We start from the raw sequence: 17,390 nt of genomic DNA on the forward strand, positions 1-17,390 counted from the left end.
TGATTGACTGATATTTTTTTGGTTTTATTGGTATTTATATTCTCACTTTTCGGAATAAATATTCTGCTATTTCATTGTTTTCATTTACTCTACTTCGTTTTCATTATTTTTTCTTGATGTTTCTTTGTTTCCATCAACTGCTTTTGTTCCGCTGTTTTCGATCCATGGAAAAGAAAAACCGATCGTCATATCTTCTTTTAATACTAAAACTGCATCGAATTTTCCTTTTTTACCAGTAAAACCTTTGACCACTTTACTTGTCTTTCCTTTTGAAAGCAAATCTCTGAGATTTGTTTTAGTCAGCTTCTTTTTAGCTACTGTTGGCCACAATTTGAAGTCGCATTCCGGGTTCAAACATGTAGCGATTTTAGGATAAAGCATGACTATCCCTTTTTTACATTTTGGACATCTTCCTAATTGATCGTTTTTCTTCTCCATCGCTTTTATCTGGCGTGTTCCGCTGATTTCATCTGAGAAATCTACCTTATCGATTTGATTAGGTACTTCTGCCAATAAATGTAAGATGAATTTTTTGATGTTTTCTAAAAAAACAGATGGCGTCCCTTCTTGGTTACCAATTTTTCTCAAGTATCCTTCCCAGCGTGCAGTCATTTCTGCACTTGTCAGCAATGGTTCATTAGCTACTGCCTTACAAAGAGTGATTCCTTTTGGCGTAACGATTATTTCGTTTTTATTGACTTCGATGTAATGTTTCTGCTTAAGATTTTCAATGATATTGGCCCGTGTAGCTTCGGTCCCTATTCCTTCTACTTCTTTGAGGATTTCTTGCGCTTCATCATTATCCAGCGTTTTTCCCGCAGTTTTCATTGCTGTGATCAAGGTTCCTTCGGTATAGGGTTTCGGAGGTTGTGTTTCTTTCTCCATACTTTTCAGCTCTACTTCTGCTTCTTCATTTTCTACGATAGGAGGAAGCGTCTGAGCTTCTTTCTTTTTTGACTTGATGCGCAAGATTTCCTGCCACCCTTGCTGTAATGGGATCTTTCCGGTGCTTTTTAGCTTTAATTGCTGTACACCCGTCGTGACAGTCGTCTCTTCATAAATATAATCTGCGGCAAACATAGCCACAGTGGTACGTAAGACTTGCAAATAGATTGCTTGCTGTAATTTAGATAGCTTCGCAAAGCGTGCAGGAGTCGGAATCGTCTTTGTCGGAATGATTGCGTGATGTTCTTGAACTTTTTTCGCATCGACATACCGTTTCTTTGCTCTGATCTCAGTTGTCTGTACTTCTTCTATTCCTAAAAACTTTTTATAGTTTTGCAGATGTTTAACCAGATACTGATGCTCATTTTCTGTGATATAAAAGGAATCCGTTCTTGGATAGCTTAGAAATTTGCTTTCATACAATCCTTGAGCAGCATCAAGTGTGGCTTTAGCACTTGCTTTCATTAGCTGATTCATCTTTGTCTGCAAACTAGATAGCGAAAATAAACGTGGGCTATGCAACCTCTTTTCCTTTTTCGTAACTTCAAGAATCCGTCCGTTTTGCTTACCTAAATGCGCTCCGAGTCTCTCTATTTCCTTTGTTAACTCTTCTTGTGTTTTAAATGCTTTTTTTGGTACGATTTTTCCTGAAAACTGTCCTTTGTTTGTCGTAATTAAACCTTCTCCTTCAAAGTACGTTTCTTTTTTGAAGTGTTTGATTTCTTCTTGCAGCTGATAAATCATGTAAAGTGTCGGCGTTTGTACACGACCAAGAGAAAAACTACCATCAATCCCTTTTCGTTGAAGCAGTAAGCTATATAATGGGCTTCCGTTCATTCCAATCAGCCAATCAGCATTCTGCCTTGCTTGCGCTTCTTTATATTTTGGAAAATAGTTCTTTCCAGGTTGGAGATTCTTAAAACCTTCATATATTGCTTCTTTTTCAAGAGAATTGATCCATAAACGTAAATAGTTCTTTTCTTTAGAAAAGGCGTTTGCTTGACGAATAATCGACCACGCGATGGCTTCACCTTCTCTATCACCATCTGTTGCAATAATGATGGTATTGGCTGACTGTAACTCTCGCTTTACAATCGAAAATTGTGCACGTTTGTCCCTTGGAACTTCGTAACGGAAGGTTTCTGGGAAAATAGGCAAATTTTCTAAAGACCATTTTGCCCAACGCTCTTCATAAGCTCCTGGGGCAACCATATCTACCAGATGTCCAAAACCATAAGTGATGGTTACTTCACCAGCAAACAATGGATCGCTGATTTCATAATACCCTTCATGCCGCTTTCGCTGTTGGAAGGTTTCGGCATAGGCTTTTGCTTGTGAAGGTTTTTCAGCTAGTATCACCGTCTTCATCTTCTGACCTCCGTTACTTGATTTTTTGCGGACTTCTCTATTATGGAACATATTTTCGCATCTGGCAATAAAAAAAAGATACCGTATAGTCGAAATAGGCACAAAAAACATCAAGCAAGCAAACGATGTTCCGTTTGCTGCTTGATGTTTCTAGAAAATATTCATCTTTAGCTGTCACTCTTGGTTAATCTGCCAATTGATGCCAAATCGATCAGTTACCATCCCATACAACTGAGCCCACGGAACAGCATCCAGCGGCATCTCAATCTTACCACCTTCAGCTAAGCTTTCAAATAGACGCTTCGTTTCTTCTTCATTTCTTGTTTGGATGACTAAAGAAACATTATTTCCAACAACTAATTCAGGACCAATTCTTTCTGGCATATCTGCAAACATAACTAATGTATCATAAATGTTCAACCGTGCATTCGTGATTAGATTTTTTGCTTCTTCTGGCAAGTTCATTTGTTCTATTCTAGGCATTTCACCGTATGTGGTGATACCTGATGCTTCAGTCTCAAAAACTTTTTTCATAAAAAGCGATGGCTTCACGAGACTCATTTTTGAAGTTCAGATAGATATCCAATGTAAACAGCTCCTTTCTTGGTTATAATCTATTATAAGAAAGCGTTTTTTACGAGTGAATCGTTTGATTGATTCATGACAAAAGCCTTGTCGCAACTTCTTCTTAATCTTTTTTATGATCATTTATTCAAAAAATCTGTAATAGCTGATTGATTCATTTGATTATCAATTTCAAGAATGCTACCAGCATAATCACTTTGCCCATAATTCCACGAACCGTCTACTGGCACACTTATTCGATCAATGCCACCAGCTCCTCGTGCAATCGAAAAGAGGTTTTTCGTCAAGAACCAAGCAGTGACATCTGTGGATGTATACCCTAAAGCTTTACCAGCTGCATAAGGTGCACGAATCAGATTCAATGGATTCTTCAATTGGCTGAAAATAGCGTTCATTACTTGCTGTTGGCGTCTGACACGGCCAAAGTCTCCTTCTTCATCCATTCGGAAACGTGCGTACTGCAAAAGAACATGTCCATCCATCTTCTGGACCCCTTTTTTAATATCTACACCATCCAGATTCAGATCTTTTTCTGCATCGATCTTCACTCCGTTCATGAACAAGGCATCGATCACTTTTTCAAACGATTTGAAATCGACTTTCGCATAGTATTGACAATTGATTCCAAAATTTTCTACTAAAGTTTGACGCACTAGATCGGCTCCTCCGTATGCATAAGCTGAATTGATCTTATTTTGTCCTACCCCTGGGATCGTAACGAAGCTGTCACGCATAAAAGAAATCAGTTTCGGCTTATGGGAAGGACCATCCAACTGTAAGACCATGATCGTATCAGCTCGTCCAGCATCTTCTCCGCGTGTATCACTCCCAAGAATCAAAATATTATGCGCACCATTTGTCGCTTTTTGCCCATGAAAGGTTTCTGAAGTCGCTGCCTCTAAGCTTGTGTCATGTTCAGCTACATATTTACCAATAAAAAATGAGATACCTGAATAAAGGATCAAAACAAGCAAAATCGATAGAATGATTTTTTTCCACGATCGCTTTCTTCGAGATTTCAACGGTTTGTTCTTCTTTTGCCGATTGAAAAATTTTTTATTTTTTTGTTGTTCTTCTGTTCTTGGTGCATCTCTATATATCTGTTGTTCGTGTTGGTTCAAATGTTCAAATGAGTGCTGCTCTCTTTCATAAATACGGGTAGCATCTTCCTCATTTTCCATACGCGTTCGTTTTCGTTCTCTTCTAGCAAAAATACTCCCCGTATCCCGCTTCAGAGGTTTCGCCTTCTTATGGATGTCCTTATAGCGATCCATCCGACTCATTGTGGTTCCTCCTCGTTTCTTACTGATAAATAAAGGATACGATAACCAATCGACAAAAGCTTATCATTTTTTGATAATTTAATAAAAAATAACGAAATAAATGCTTCGATACATAAAGAATTACTTTTCTTGAGACCGTTTATGCGAGAATAAAAAATCTTTATCTATTATCCTTTTTTAATCAAACAGTTTTTCAATCACATGGATCGGCATCTTTTCCTTTGTCCATAATTCAAACGCGATTGCTCCTTGGTAGATCAACATGCCAAGTCCATTGTATCCTTTTGCTCCTACTTTTTTTGCTTCTTTTAATAAACGTGTTTCTCTAGGTGCATAAATCAAATCAAAAACCGCTAGTTTCTCATGCATCATGTTTATATCTAAGAGCGGTGACTGATCGATTTTCTTTCCCATCCCGATATCTGTTGCATTGACTAGAAGGCAGCTTTCTTTCAAGTCTTTTCTTAATTGATACGTATCGGCAAAATCACGAACTTTTATCTCGCAAGAAGTTCGATAGCTGAGTTGTTCGAATGTTTCTTTTACTTGAGCGAATGTTTGATTGTTTCGTTTATAAACTACAATTTCCTTAGCACCGTCTAACGCCGCTTGAACAGTGACTGCCTTTGCTGCCCCTCCAGCGCCCAGCAGAGTCACTTTTTTCTTTTTGACCGAAATCCCAGCTTCTTGTACGGATTGCATGAAGCCCGCACCATCGGTATTATAGCCAATCAAACGACCTTTTTCGTGCACGATCGTATTCACTGCTCCAATCAATTGTGCTTCCTGGCTTACCTCATCCAGATAAGGAATAACCGCTGTTTTATTCGGCATCGAAAGGTTCACACCTAACATATCAAAAGTTCGTATACTTTCGACTGCTTGCTTCAAATTCATTGGGTTTACTTTGAAAGCTAAATACACCGCATCGATGTTGTTTGCTTCAAAAGCAGTATTGTGCATCAATGGAGATAAACTGTGAGAAGCTGGATCAGCAAAGAGTCCAGCTAATTTGGTTTGTCCAGAAATCATCTTATTCCTCCTTTGTTCTTACTTCAATAAAAAAAGCCACTTAGCGTTTGATACGAAAAAGTACGAAACGTCTAGGTGGCAAAGTAGCAAATTCTTTTCTCATCGTTCACTTGTCAGAGCAAAGAATATTCTATTTAATTGTTAAAATCATTGACTACGTGATCCTACAAAACACCCAAATATGTTCCAATTGTTTATTGTTTTAAGTATAGGATGAATCAAAGGAAGATGTCAATGAGTTTTCAAGTCCTTCTACTGAAAGGAGACTTTCTGTCGAAATCAATCTACTACTTCTTCAAAGAACTGCAAAAGGTCGCCCATTGTCAAATGTTGCTTTTCTTTTTCAGAAAGATCCTGAACAATTTTTCCTTTTTGGAGTACGATCAGACGATTTCCGTATTTCAAGGCGTCTTCCATTCGATGCGTGATCATGAGACAAGTCAATTTTTGTTCATTGATCCGCTGATTTGTTAACTGCATTAATGCTTTAGCTGTTTTAGGATCTAAAGCGGCAGTATGTTCATCTAATAACAGTAATTCAGGAGCCGTGATCGTCGCCATCAGCAAACTTAATGCTTGGCGTTGACCGCCAGATAATTCCCCTGCTGGAGTATCCAAATGTTGTTCTAGGCCATTACCGACTTCTTGACATAGTCTGAAAAAATCTTCTTTTTGATTTTTCAAGTTACGTAAACGGAATTTCCGCTTTTGCCCTCTTTTTTGTGCAAGTAGCAGATTTTCTGCTACAGTCATCCGGGGAGCCGTTCCCATCTTAGGGTCTTGGAAAACCCGAGAAAGGAATCGTGCTCTTTTTTCTTCTGAATCTTTTGTAATCAGCTGATCTTTAAAAGAGATCGATCCTTGACTGAGTTGAAGCGTACCAGCGATGGTATTGAACAGTGTGCTTTTTCCAGCACCATTCCCGCCAAGAACAGTGATAAAGTCCCCTTCTCTGATTGTAAGGTTGATTTCATCCAATAGTACTTTCTCTTCATTCATTCCATTGTTTACGACTTTTCTGCCGTTTTTGATTGTCAATATATCTGTCATTACTATGCCTCCTTCTCAAAACCCGTTTTTAAGTTCAGTGCTTTCTTCAATTGCGGGATCATCAGACAAATAGCTAAGATGATAGCGGAGAACAACTTCAGATAAGTCGTGTCAAACCCTAGTTTGATTACTACTAAAATCAATAGTTGATAAATGATACTGCCGACAACAATAGCAATCAATCTTTCTGCTAGCGTCAATTCTTGGAAAATCACTTCACCGATGATGATGGAAGCAAGACCGATGACGATCACGCCAATCCCTTTATTTACATCTGCATATCCGTCATTCTGGGCAATCAGCGCACCGGATAATGCAATGACACCGTTCGACAAAGTCAAACCTAAAATTTTCATACGATCGGTTTTTATCCCTAACGACCGAGCCATCGTTTCGTTGTCTCCTGTCGCAATATAGCCTTGACCTAAATCTGTATTGAAGAAGAATAGCAGTACAGCAATCAAGATGCCCAAAGAGATGAAGCCAAGAAGGACTGTGTCAAAGTAATCAGGTAATCCAAAGCGATGAAAGCTGTCTTGTAGAATCGGATGATTCAATAAAGATAGATTGGGTGTTCGCATCACAAACAAAATAACTGAGTTCAATCCTGACATCACTAAAATCCCTGCTAGAATAACCGGTATCTTTCCTTTTGTATAAAGTAACCCTGTAATGAGTCCTGCTACCATACCAGCACCTACGCCCAATAACGTAGCTAAAATCGGTGCTACCCCATGAGTGATAGCTGTCACACAGACAGCAGCACCTAATGGGAAGGACCCTTCTGTCGTCATATCAGGAAAATCTAAGATCCGATAGGTCATGAAAATCCCTAATCCTAATATTGCCCAAAGCATGCCTTGTGAAATAGCTGATACGATCATTTGTCATCCTCCTTAGATGTTTCTTGTTGCGACTCATCTGTAATGATTTTGGCTTTTTCTTTCATCGATTGAGGAATAGTGATTCCTAAGTGATCAGCCTGAGATTGATTGATCACTGTATCCCCTTGATCAAACATATAAACAGGTGTCGTTTCCGGTTTTTCTTTTCCGCTCGCAAGTTCTGCCGCCATCTTACCGCTTTGAAGCCCTAATTGATATTGATTGATCCCGATTGTTGCTAGTCCGCCTTGTTCTACCATTGTATCAACAGAAGGAATGACGGGGATATTTGCTTTATTCGCTTCTTTAACCACTGTCTGCATAGCATTGGCAATCGTATTGTCTAATGGAACATAGATAAAATCGACTTGTCGGCTCATCACTTGTACCGTTTGTGCAATCTCATTAGTGGAAGGCACCGCATATTTTACTGCTTCTAACCCTTCTTTTTTTGCAGCTTCTTCCGCTTGTGCTACTTGGTATTTTGAATTATCTTCCGAAGAAGCATACAAGATCCCGACTTTTTTTGCATTTGGCAGCAAATCAGAAGCAAGCTTGATTTGTGAAGCAACAGGTGGCTGATCAGAAACACCTGTCACGTTTCCACCAGGTTTCTCTAAAGAACCAACTAATCCAGCCCCCACAGGATCCGTTACAGCACCTAATACAACGGGAATCGACGAAGTCGTGTTTGCTAATGATTGAGCAGCAGGCGTTGCGATTCCGATCAAAACATCAGGATCGGATTGTACTAGCTGTTGACTCATTGTGGCTAGCTTGCTCTGATCGGCTTGTCCATTTTGAAATTTGATTTCAAGATTTTCTCCTTCTTTTAATCCTTCTTCTTTCAGACCATCTTTGATCCCTCGATAAATCTCATCTAATGCCGGATGGCTCACATATTGCAATACCCCGACAACTGTTGTTTTTTTTGTCTGGTTCGTCGAAGTACTTTCTTTTTCTCCTGAGGCTTTTCCATAAATAAATGCACCTGCTAAATAAACTAAAATAATTACTACAACTGTTATTAAACGTTTGTTTTTCATTTTTTCCTCCTGCAAAGTCAATCTTTTTATTTATTAAAATCAGGCAAGTATCCAGTCTACAAAAAAAGACAATGGCCAAAACGGTCATTGTCTTTACACAAAAAACCGCATAGATAGGATCTATGCGGCAGTCAATGTTCATGTCTAGCATAGATACAAGCTTTAGAAATGCACTCTAAAAAGTTGTATCTATGGGAAAGTTTCACCATTAATACAACTTATCTACGCCAGCTGCGCCAATTTTTTTTGTTCTCTGCTGAAATACGTTTTGATAAGTTCATTACAGGTCACCCTTTCCTTAAGAATTGATTTAAGTCTAATCGAATTTTTGAATTTCGTCAACTATATTTTTTATTTTTTTCATTTGTTATTTTGAAGATCAAACATCACTTGTTCTGATAATTAAAAATAGCGCTATATAGAGCCACCATTTCATCACGTTAACAACTCAATTAGCAGTCTCGGCATTTGGGGAAGCTGTTCCTGTTCTATCCATTTCTTCTTCTAATTGTTTGATATTGGCTAACGGTAGTCGATTCAGCTCAGGGATCAACTCCTTATCAAAATCAGTTATTCCTCCCTTACCCGCAGTTATCCGATTTGCTTCTTTTCCTCCATCAAAGAAAATAAATGTCACTTCATCCGTTCGTATGTTATATTTTTGTTCCAGTTCATGTACGTCATAAACGATCGGATAATAAAAGATCGGTCGATTCAATTCTTCCATAAGCTCAGGGTCATTAAAGACATCCAGCATATCCTGATAGGTTTTCCCGTTCGGTTTGCTGAACATCACCGATATCGCTCGGCTTTGTTTGATTTTCTGATCCGCTTGACTGTAATCAAAAGGTTTTAATTTGCTAGTTGGTATGGATGAATAAACGAGACTATTTACTTGCTCTTCTCGGATTTTTTCCGGCAACAAAAACATCGCAATTGTTAGTAGCAATGATAAGATGAGCAGAAACACAAGACGTCGAAAATACTTAATTGGATTTTCTGCGAATGACACTGAGAAATGATCATTCATTTCTTGTACTCTCGATTTAACTGCTTCCCAAATAACAAACACCTTCTTTTCTACTTTTTCTCCTATTTTTTATTATACCTAAAAATTTGGATTTCAACGATAAAAACACTGTTTTTTATGTAATTAGTCCAATTTTTTCTAGACTTTTACTTCACTATTCGGCCAAATTGGTTTTTCTTCTTTTTTTCGTTATAATGAATATACTTATGAAAAGAAATGAGGAATGAACCATGTCCTTTGATGGTGTATTTACCCATGCGATGGTCAACGAATTGCGTGAAACGTTACTATCTGGCCGGATCTCGAAAATCCATCAGCCTTATGAAAATGAAATCGTGCTGGTGATTCGTTCACGCGGCAAAAACCATCGATTATTATTATCTGCGCACCCTAGTTATGCTCGTGTACAGATTACCCAAATCGATTATCAGAATCCTGATAATCCGCCTAACTTCGTGATGATGCTTCGAAAGTATTTGGATGGTGCTATTTTAGAAAGCATCGAACAAATCGAAAACGATCGAGTGATCCATTTTCACTTTGCTAAGCGCAACGAGTTGGGCGATTTACAGAATATCATATTGATCGTTGAATTAATGGGGCGTCATAGTACGATCGTCTTAGTTAATCAAGAAACTGGAAAAATATTGGACGCGATCAAACACATAGGAAGCTCTCAAAACACTTATCGTTCTTTGCTTCCCGGCGTAGAATACATTGCTCCGCCAAAACAAGAGGTCTTGAACCCATTTAGCTCCGATAAAGAAAAAATCTTTCAGCGACTTTCTCAAACTGAACTAGAACCAAAAGCAATCCAATATCAGTTTCAGGGAATCGGTTTCGATACTGCTCAAGAGCTGACCAAGAGATTGCTTGAACGTCCTAATGAAAAAATGGTTGTTTGGGACGAATTTTTCTCATCGATCATCAATCACCCAGACCCTACTTTTTACGAAACGACAAATAAAGATTTCTTTACGCCGATTGTTTATCAGGTATTTTCCGAACAAGCATCTGCTGTGACAACTTATCCAACACTCAGTCAATTATTAGATAGCTATTATCACGAAAAAGCGGAGAAAGATCGGGCAAAACAACAAGGCGGAGAACTGATCCGAAAAATCGAAAATGAACTAAAACGAAATAAAAATAAATTGAAAAAACGTGAACAAACACTCAAAGAATCCGAAAACGCTGAGAATTACCGTAGAGATGGCGAACTACTTACTACTTTTCTGACACAAGTACCACGTGGCGCAAAAGAAGTTGTTTTACCTAATTATTATGAAGAAGACCGGCCAATCAAAATAGCATTAGATCCGGCGTTGACGCCAAATCAAAATGCACAGAAATATTTTCATCGATACCAAAAGCTGAAGAACGCCGTTAAGTTGATTGGCGAACAAATCCAAGAAGCCAAAGATGAAATTCAATATCTTGAATCTGTCTTGTCTCAACTGGAAATTGCCGGTCCGATGGATATCGAAGCAATCAAAGAAGAATTGACTGCTGAGGGCTATTTGAAAAAGAAGACACAGAAAAAACAAAAGAAAAAGAAACCATCTCAGCCTGATCAATACTTTTCTTCTGACGGAACGCTCATTCTTGTTGGTAAAAACAATCTTCAAAATGACCAGCTGACAATGAAAACAGCTAAGAAAACCGACTATTGGCTCCATGCAAAAAATATCCCTGGTTCGCACGTCATCATCAAAAGTGATCAACCTTCAGATGAAACAATTACCGAAGCTGCCGAGTTAGCTGCCTATTTTTCAAAATATCGATATTCTGCCCAAGTACCAGTTGATCTTGTACAAGTGAAGCATATCCGCAAGCCAAATGGTGCCAAACCTGGTTACGTCATTTATGAAAATCAGAAAACAGTCATCGTGACACCAGAAGAAGAGAAAATTATAGCTATGAAACAAAACGGGTAATGAATGTATTTTCTTAGAATCATATTTTCGTACTTTTTCATAAAAGCAATCAGTTATAAATTGCTTTCTATAAAAAGAGGGGTTGTGACAAAATTCGTGTCACAACCCCTTATTTCGCATAAACTGTTTTGTTTGGCTGTTCTTTCTACTTAATATCAGTCAGATGTTCCGTCTGCTTTTCTTAATTCTGTTGGTCCAGTAACCGAGGAAGCTCTTTGATAAATCTTTGAGCGATTTCACTGAGCGGGCGCTTTGCCGAATAAATGATATAAAATTCATTTAGCTCGCCTTCTGCTAAAGGAATTAACCGCAAGTGCTCACGAATTCCTCCAATCACAATACCAGACCCTGAAGCGTACGCATCAGTTTCAAGAACGATATTCATCAAAGTCCCTCGATCGCTGGTATAGATCACTGTTTCTTGATCAGGAATCTCGATAAGGTCTTCATAAAAATACGGAAAATTATTTCCATCCTGTGTAAAACGAACTTGAGGATAAGATAACAATTCTTCTTTTGTGATCTCTGCGTGTGTAGCTAGCGGATGTCCATGCCTTAAAAAAATGTGTGTTTTAAATTTTCCAATGCTGCGGCCACTTAGTTCTCCTTGTTGCAAATATCTTCTGATACCAACTTGATTATGCTCGTTCATATAAATAATGCCGATTTCACTGTGCTGCTCTTTGACTTCTTCGATCACTCTCGCCGTCGTCGTCTCCATGATCCGAAATTGTTTGATTTCATCTTTGAATTCCTCGAGTAGCTGTGCGGTCAAAGGACCTAAGAAATCATAATGCTGGGCAGCGATTGAAAAATTCTCTCTCTTTTCACTCGTTAGATAGTGACTTTCTAATGTATCAAGCTGAACCAAGATTTTTTCGGCACGATTTAAGAAATCTTGTCCTTCTTCTGTTAAATATGCACCTCGATTCGTTCGAGTAAATAGCGTGATTCCTAACTCGGTCTCTAATTCTTTGATACCAGCTGAAAGACTTGGTTGTGAAACAAACATTTTCTTTGCAGCTTCTCTGAAACTACCATTATTTGCCACAGCGACCACATATTTCATTTGTTGAATATTCATTGCTCAAACTCCTCAAAATAATAAATTTCTCTTCCATTCAAGGGTTGAATTGGTCGGTTGTTCGGCTGTGCATACTGCCCTTTGAAGGGTAGAAGAAACTCTTGGTTCAATTTTTCTACATGATCCATCACAAACCATTGGATTGGTCCGCTGGTAGGTGGAGTTGTCAATGAACCTACATAATGAAAATGGCTTTTTTTCTCTGGAAAAAAGACATCTGGATTTACCCAGTGTTCATGTTTTTCTAAATTCCATCTCTCTCCATTTTCTTGATTATAAAACCAACCTTCCTGTTCCATTAACTGATACATGACGCCCACGACCAGATTCTCTTTTTTGCTGTTCATATGAACAAAATGAAACTCAATATCTTCCTGTTTCCCGTCGATGATATGTTCTGATGGTAAGTGGAAATGAATATCTGTCAAATAATAGCGTTCTTTCTTGAACTCTACATAACTGAGTTGATCAAAAGGTACTAAATGAATCGTATTTTTGAATTCCTTGTCAGTGAAGCGTTGCTTTTGATAATGAAACGAAAGTGTCTCTCCTTTCATTTTTATTTCTTCACCTTTTGTTAAATGAATAGGTGACTGCAACGGAAATTCCGCACCTCTCGCAAACCAATCACATAAATTCGCCCAATTTTCCGGACCTCTGTCTCCAGAATAGCCCCATTCGACATCCATATTCTTTTTCAACTATACTTCCCCCTGCATCTCATATCGTTTTTATTTTTCTTCTTTCTTTACAATCGTTGAGACAGTTTCTAAAAACGCCTCTTTTCCATAAAATTCCTGGTTCAATAGTTCCGGAAATATCTCTTTAAAGAAATACTGAACAGAAGGCCGATGTTCAAAGCTTTTGATAGTCGTCACTGCCTCAATGAACATCTCCTTGTAAACTTTTTCTGGATTATTTTTGATGATTTCATCAAAAGACTCATAAAGAAGGTCAACCTTATCTGAAATGGCTAATAGTTCTCCTTCTACAGTTTCATCTTTTCCCTCGAACAACCGACGGCGATAAACTTCTTGGAACTCAGCTGGAATCTCTTGATTGATGAATTCGTCCGTCATCTTTTCTTCAACTGTTTGCAGCATCCCTCTTAATTCTTTGCTTGCATATTTCACTGGTGTTTTGATATCACCAATAAAACGTTCTGTGTAGTCATGATTCAGTGATTTTTCATAGAGCAGTTTCCAATCGATTGGCTGCCCATTTGCTTCTTCAATATCTCCTAGAACTTGCGCAATAGATGCTACACGATACGAATGTGCTGCGACTGTATGCTCCGTATATTTAAAAAAACCAGGTGCCCTTGTGATCGTCTCTAAATTGTTCAATCCTAAAATAAATTCATTCAATCCCATAAAAGTTACCTCCCTTTGAGATTTCTTTTTCCGAATATCATATCATTAAATAACTGACATTCGCAACATTTCCGCTCTTTTCCATTTTCGCAACAGCTCGCTTACCAAAAAATAGAGAAACTCTCGATAGAATAGAGTGCAGAGAAGAGATTATTCTCTTTTCTCTGCTAATTAGTCTTAGCAAAATAAATTTTGCAAAAATCAAAAACTGATCACGATAGAAGTTTCTTTTCATATCTGATGAAAAGATGCTTTTCGCAATCAGTTTTTGGATTGTTTTTATATCGATTGATAGCCATTTTTTCTCACAATCAATTAATTATATGCTTAAGATTCTTGTTCAAAAATTTCACGAAGTTTCGGGGCATTTAAATCTTTTTCAGATAGTTGAATCAATCTATATCGTAAGTTTCGATTATTTGAATGATATCGTTCAAGTCATCAATCACGATATCTGCTTGTGCCTGATCAAGGGGCAGATCTTGCTTTAATGCAATCGTATATAAATTAGCTGCTTTTGCTGACGCAATACCAACAGGAGAATCTTCTACTGCGATGCAATGTCTACCATCCAATGCATTTACTGCGATTTGATAAATTTCTGGATGTGGTTTGCTTTTAGATAGCTTTTCTCCTGAAATGACAAAATCGAAGTATGGTGCTAAAGCATTCTGTGTCAGCATTTTGTCGATTTCTCTTTGAGGAGAAGAAGAAGCAAGAGCAATTTTGATACTTTTCTTTTTTAAATAATCCAAGATGTCTTCCGCACCCTTTCGCAGTGCTATTTTAAAGTCAATAGGATGTTTTTCCCGGTACGCAAGGTATTCTTTTCTAAGATCAGCTCGTTGGTCTTTTTCTGAGACCAATACTTCCCAAATCCCATTTTCTGTCAGTCCAACGAAATCCAACTTATTCGTCGAACCTGGTAGGATGTTTTTTTCTTTGAAAAATTGCATACGTCGATCAAAATAAAAATTTTCTGAGTCAATTAAGACACCATCCATATCAAAAATCATGCCTAAATTCACAAACCTTCCTCCTATCCATAAATAATTTCATGAATCAATCGTAATTCCAACGTGGAAATCTTGATAGTATACTCACTCTCTATTTCGAAAAAGGCACGATGGATCTGTTCCATTTCTGCACCTGCTTGAGTCGTATATTCCTCTATATCTTCTTGTTCATCCACACTTTCTTTCCTTAAAATTCGTTCAATCATACAGCAGCAATGTAGGTATAGTAAAAACAACTTACTATTAGATAGAGTGATCTCTAAGGTTTCCTCAGCTACGGATACAGCACTTTGCACTAAACGCAACAGTTTGGTTGCGTCCAAAATCGTTAAATTTTCGATGATTTTATTAATTGAAAAACTGAACATCAGCTGTTCTTTTAAATCTTTATCACGTATGTCAAAATAATCTTGTAGAATTGAAATGAACTTCTCAACATCTTCACCGTTAATTAAATGATCAAGACCAATATAAGGAACCTGTTCGATTTTGGGATCTTCTGTTCCTACAATCATCAATACTTCATATATTTGGAAAGGATCCTCATACATTTTATTTTTTTGCAATTTTTTGTAATCATACGGAATAATCGTCAATTCTTTGCAATGATTTTCTAAACAAGATTCCAAAATCTCTTGTATTTGAGTAGCTGAACCTATTCCGGTGTAACAGCAAGTTAAGATTGCCTGTGTTTTTTCTTTTTTTGGTAGTATTAGTTGTTTTTTTACTTTGTTTTCTATATCGATTTTTTGGCTGATTTCTGCGATAGACATTTGTCTTTGAATCAACTGCCCAATCTCCAATACAAGAGGCGTAGAGACATAATCGATAATCAGCAGTGGACCACGTATTTTATCTGCTAGCTTTTTTCCGATTTCGTTCAACGACCCCATATCTACTAATAAAATCAACCCGGCGTCCGTTTGATGATCATTGATAAAGCGAATAACTTGTTCTTCTACTTTAGCTAACGTGATATTGATTGGCATATCATAAGCTTGAAAGATATTCTGCTTCAGTATATCCGATTGCCTACGTTCGCCATACTGCTAGCAGTAGAATAACCATGAGCTAAAATGATACTCTTGATTTTCTTTTCTCCTAGCGTGATCTGCAACCCATGAAAATAAAAGGAAATAAAAATCAAATCTTCCTCTTTAAAATCTTGATCTAATTGTCGAGAAATATGTCCTAGTACTTTTTTAGCATACCAATAAGAAGTATCTATGGAACTCGAAACCAATTCTAACAACTTGTCTTTGACACTTTGCCATTCATGATTTTCTGCAATCATATCTGTGTTGTTTTTATGGTAGAGATACTGTGCTAGGGCAATCACACGATTACCATCTTGTTCCAATCCGTAGTTTTCATGCATCCAATCAAAAGTTTCTCGTATCTGATAGGTTAGTACAGAATAAAATGATTCTTCTTTCGAATAACTATCTTTAAAAATAAACTCGTCCATCAAATGATTGATTCGATTTACCGTATGATCAATAAAATCTTTGATCATTAATTCTTGCTTTTCAACTTTTTGATACATTTGCACTATTTTTTCAAATAACTGTCTGATTTGCCTGACTTCTGAAGATTCTAAAAAGACTTGGTTAGCTGTATGCGGCAAATATTGGCGGTCTGGTAAAGCTTTAATCGTTTTTTTTAGCTGCTCTTTTAGCTGCATGGTATTTTCAGTTGGAAGATCCTTCAAACGAACTCGAATAGACAGACTATTTTGGTTTTTGGCGTACGCACTACCGCAGACATATTTCACGATGTTCTTTATCTTCCCTACATTGCCTTCTAAGTCACTATTAAGCAAAAAGTCCACTAGTTGATAACTTACATCGATGCGTTTTGACAAAATATTCGCTTCATTGATAAAAAATGTGTCTATCAGTTGCATACGTTCTGATTGCGGACGACGTTCATAATTCGGCAACATGACAATCACTGGCAAACGGCGAATAAAGGTCGGCAAAAATGTTTGATAGACATTCTCAGTTGTTGCAAATATCATACGGACGTTTGCTTTATGTCTGATTGCATTGTCCCCCATCGGTGAAATTTCTCCTGTATCCATAAATGTAAAAAGCTTTTCTTGCCCTTCATCACTTAAGCGGTGAACCTCATCCAAAAATAATACGCCATTATCAGCTTTTTCTATCAATCCAATATGTTCTTTTTCTGCTCCGGTAAATGCTCCTTTGACATGGCCAAACAAAGCAGAAGACAAGAGTTCAGGATTGTTGAAATATTGGGCACAATTATAAGAGATAAACGGAGCATCTTTTGGGATGACCTTTTCTGCTACAGCATATTCATAGATTTTTTCTGCTAAAAATGTTTTTCCTGAACCGCTATTGCCCGATAAAAGAATAGGTAACCCATTCCCAGGATAAAGTACTGCTGTTTTTATTTGATCAACTGCTTCTCTTAAGCTGCCATTTGCTCCAATCACCGTTTCTAATGCATTGGCTTTTTCTGCTGCAAATAAGTCTTCCCAAGTTTCATATTCAGATTCTCTGTGAAAAATGCCAAGTTCAGCTAAAGCTTCAACATGTAAAAAAGAGACGGGGTAACTCTTGACCTTGACCAATACTCCTTCTTTCATTCCTTGATTTAAGTAGAAGCTTGTTGTACTTCGATTCAAACCGACATTTTCGCTAATTGATAAAGCTGAAAAATCTTCTGCATGATGCTCACTGTAATTTTTTGTCAGCTCTTTTAAATATTTTTCTACTTTTTTGTTCATGA

At 37.6% G+C, this 17,390-nt stretch carries 13 protein-coding genes and 2 pseudogenes; 1 reads left to right on the top strand and 14 read right to left on the bottom strand.

The annotated features are described in order from the left end of the window. Window positions 1-84: 84 nt before the first annotated feature. From QK255_RS06760 to QK255_RS06795, 8 genes and pseudogenes are all read right to left on the bottom strand, one after another. Window positions 85-2,313, bottom strand: coding sequence for a type IA DNA topoisomerase (locus tag QK255_RS06760; protein WP_002329190.1), 2,229 nt, complete (start codon window positions 2,311-2,313; stop codon window positions 85-87). Between the two features lie 174 nt (window positions 2,314-2,487). Beyond that, window positions 2,488-2,899 (bottom strand): annotated as a pseudogene (locus tag QK255_RS06765) (VOC family protein). Between the two features lie 118 nt (window positions 2,900-3,017). Next, window positions 3,018-4,181, bottom strand: a complete 1,164-nt coding sequence (locus QK255_RS06770; protein WP_002313776.1) for an LCP family protein — start codon at window positions 4,179-4,181, stop codon at window positions 3,018-3,020. Between the two features lie 177 nt (window positions 4,182-4,358). After that, window positions 4,359-5,213, bottom strand: a complete 855-nt coding sequence (gene aroE, locus QK255_RS06775) for a shikimate dehydrogenase (RefSeq protein WP_002309292.1) — start codon at window positions 5,211-5,213, stop codon at window positions 4,359-4,361. A 279-nt stretch (window positions 5,214-5,492) separates the two neighbouring features. After that, entirely contained in the window at window positions 5,493-6,263 is a 771-nt protein-coding gene (locus tag QK255_RS06780; protein ID WP_002309294.1) for an ABC transporter ATP-binding protein, read from the bottom strand. 2 nt (window positions 6,264-6,265) lie between these two features. Further along, a complete protein-coding gene (locus QK255_RS06785; RefSeq protein ID WP_002309295.1) occupies window positions 6,266-7,147 on the bottom strand; it encodes an ABC transporter permease in 882 nt (293 codons plus the stop codon). Further along, complete coding sequence (gene trpX, locus QK255_RS06790; RefSeq protein ID WP_002329188.1) at window positions 7,144-8,193, bottom strand: tryptophan ABC transporter substrate-binding protein; 1,050 nt, start codon at window positions 8,191-8,193, stop codon at window positions 7,144-7,146. Before trpX ends, QK255_RS06785 begins: the two co-directional genes overlap by 4 nt. Before the next feature lie 448 nt (window positions 8,194-8,641). Next, window positions 8,642-9,265 (bottom strand): thioredoxin domain-containing protein, encoded by a 624-nt coding sequence (locus QK255_RS06795; protein ID WP_002309297.1) that lies wholly within the window; start codon window positions 9,263-9,265, stop codon window positions 8,642-8,644. A 188-nt stretch (window positions 9,266-9,453) separates the two neighbouring features. On the opposite strand from QK255_RS06795, the gene efbA reads away from it, so the two are divergent. Then, on the top strand, window positions 9,454-11,160 hold the full coding sequence (efbA, locus tag QK255_RS06800; protein ID WP_002313779.1) for a fibronectin-binding protein EfbA: 1,707 nt from the start codon (window positions 9,454-9,456) through the stop codon (window positions 11,158-11,160). Between the two features lie 181 nt (window positions 11,161-11,341). On the opposite strand, the gene QK255_RS06805 is transcribed toward efbA, so the two are convergent. The 6 genes and pseudogenes from QK255_RS06805 to QK255_RS06825 form a co-directional block, all read right to left on the bottom strand. After that, window positions 11,342-12,244, bottom strand: coding sequence for a LysR family transcriptional regulator (locus tag QK255_RS06805; RefSeq protein WP_002329186.1), 903 nt, complete (start codon window positions 12,242-12,244; stop codon window positions 11,342-11,344). Beyond that, on the bottom strand, window positions 12,241-12,933 hold the full coding sequence (locus tag QK255_RS06810) for a carbonic anhydrase family protein (RefSeq protein WP_002316248.1): 693 nt from the start codon (window positions 12,931-12,933) through the stop codon (window positions 12,241-12,243). The genes QK255_RS06805 and QK255_RS06810 overlap by 4 nt, the downstream gene beginning before the upstream one ends. Before the next feature lie 42 nt (window positions 12,934-12,975). Beyond that, the gene (locus tag QK255_RS06815; protein WP_002288886.1) at window positions 12,976-13,617 is read right to left on the bottom strand and encodes a YfbR-like 5'-deoxynucleotidase; all 642 of its coding nucleotides are present in this window, start codon (window positions 13,615-13,617) and stop codon (window positions 12,976-12,978) included. A 37-nt stretch (window positions 13,618-13,654) separates the two neighbouring features. Continuing rightward, complete coding sequence (locus QK255_RS13350) at window positions 13,655-13,933, bottom strand: hypothetical protein (protein WP_073357538.1); 279 nt, start codon at window positions 13,931-13,933, stop codon at window positions 13,655-13,657. A 76-nt stretch (window positions 13,934-14,009) separates the two neighbouring features. Beyond that, the gene (locus tag QK255_RS06820; protein WP_002309302.1) at window positions 14,010-14,645 is read right to left on the bottom strand and encodes an HAD family hydrolase; all 636 of its coding nucleotides are present in this window, start codon (window positions 14,643-14,645) and stop codon (window positions 14,010-14,012) included. A gap of 11 nt (window positions 14,646-14,656) precedes the next feature. Continuing rightward, window positions 14,657-17,388 (bottom strand): annotated as a pseudogene (locus tag QK255_RS06825) (sigma 54-interacting transcriptional regulator). Window positions 17,389-17,390: the final 2 nt, after the last annotated feature.

Source organism: Enterococcus sp. ZQ21 (genome assembly GCF_030053755.1).
GTDB lineage: Bacteria > Bacillota > Bacilli > Lactobacillales > Enterococcaceae > Enterococcus_B > Enterococcus_B lactis.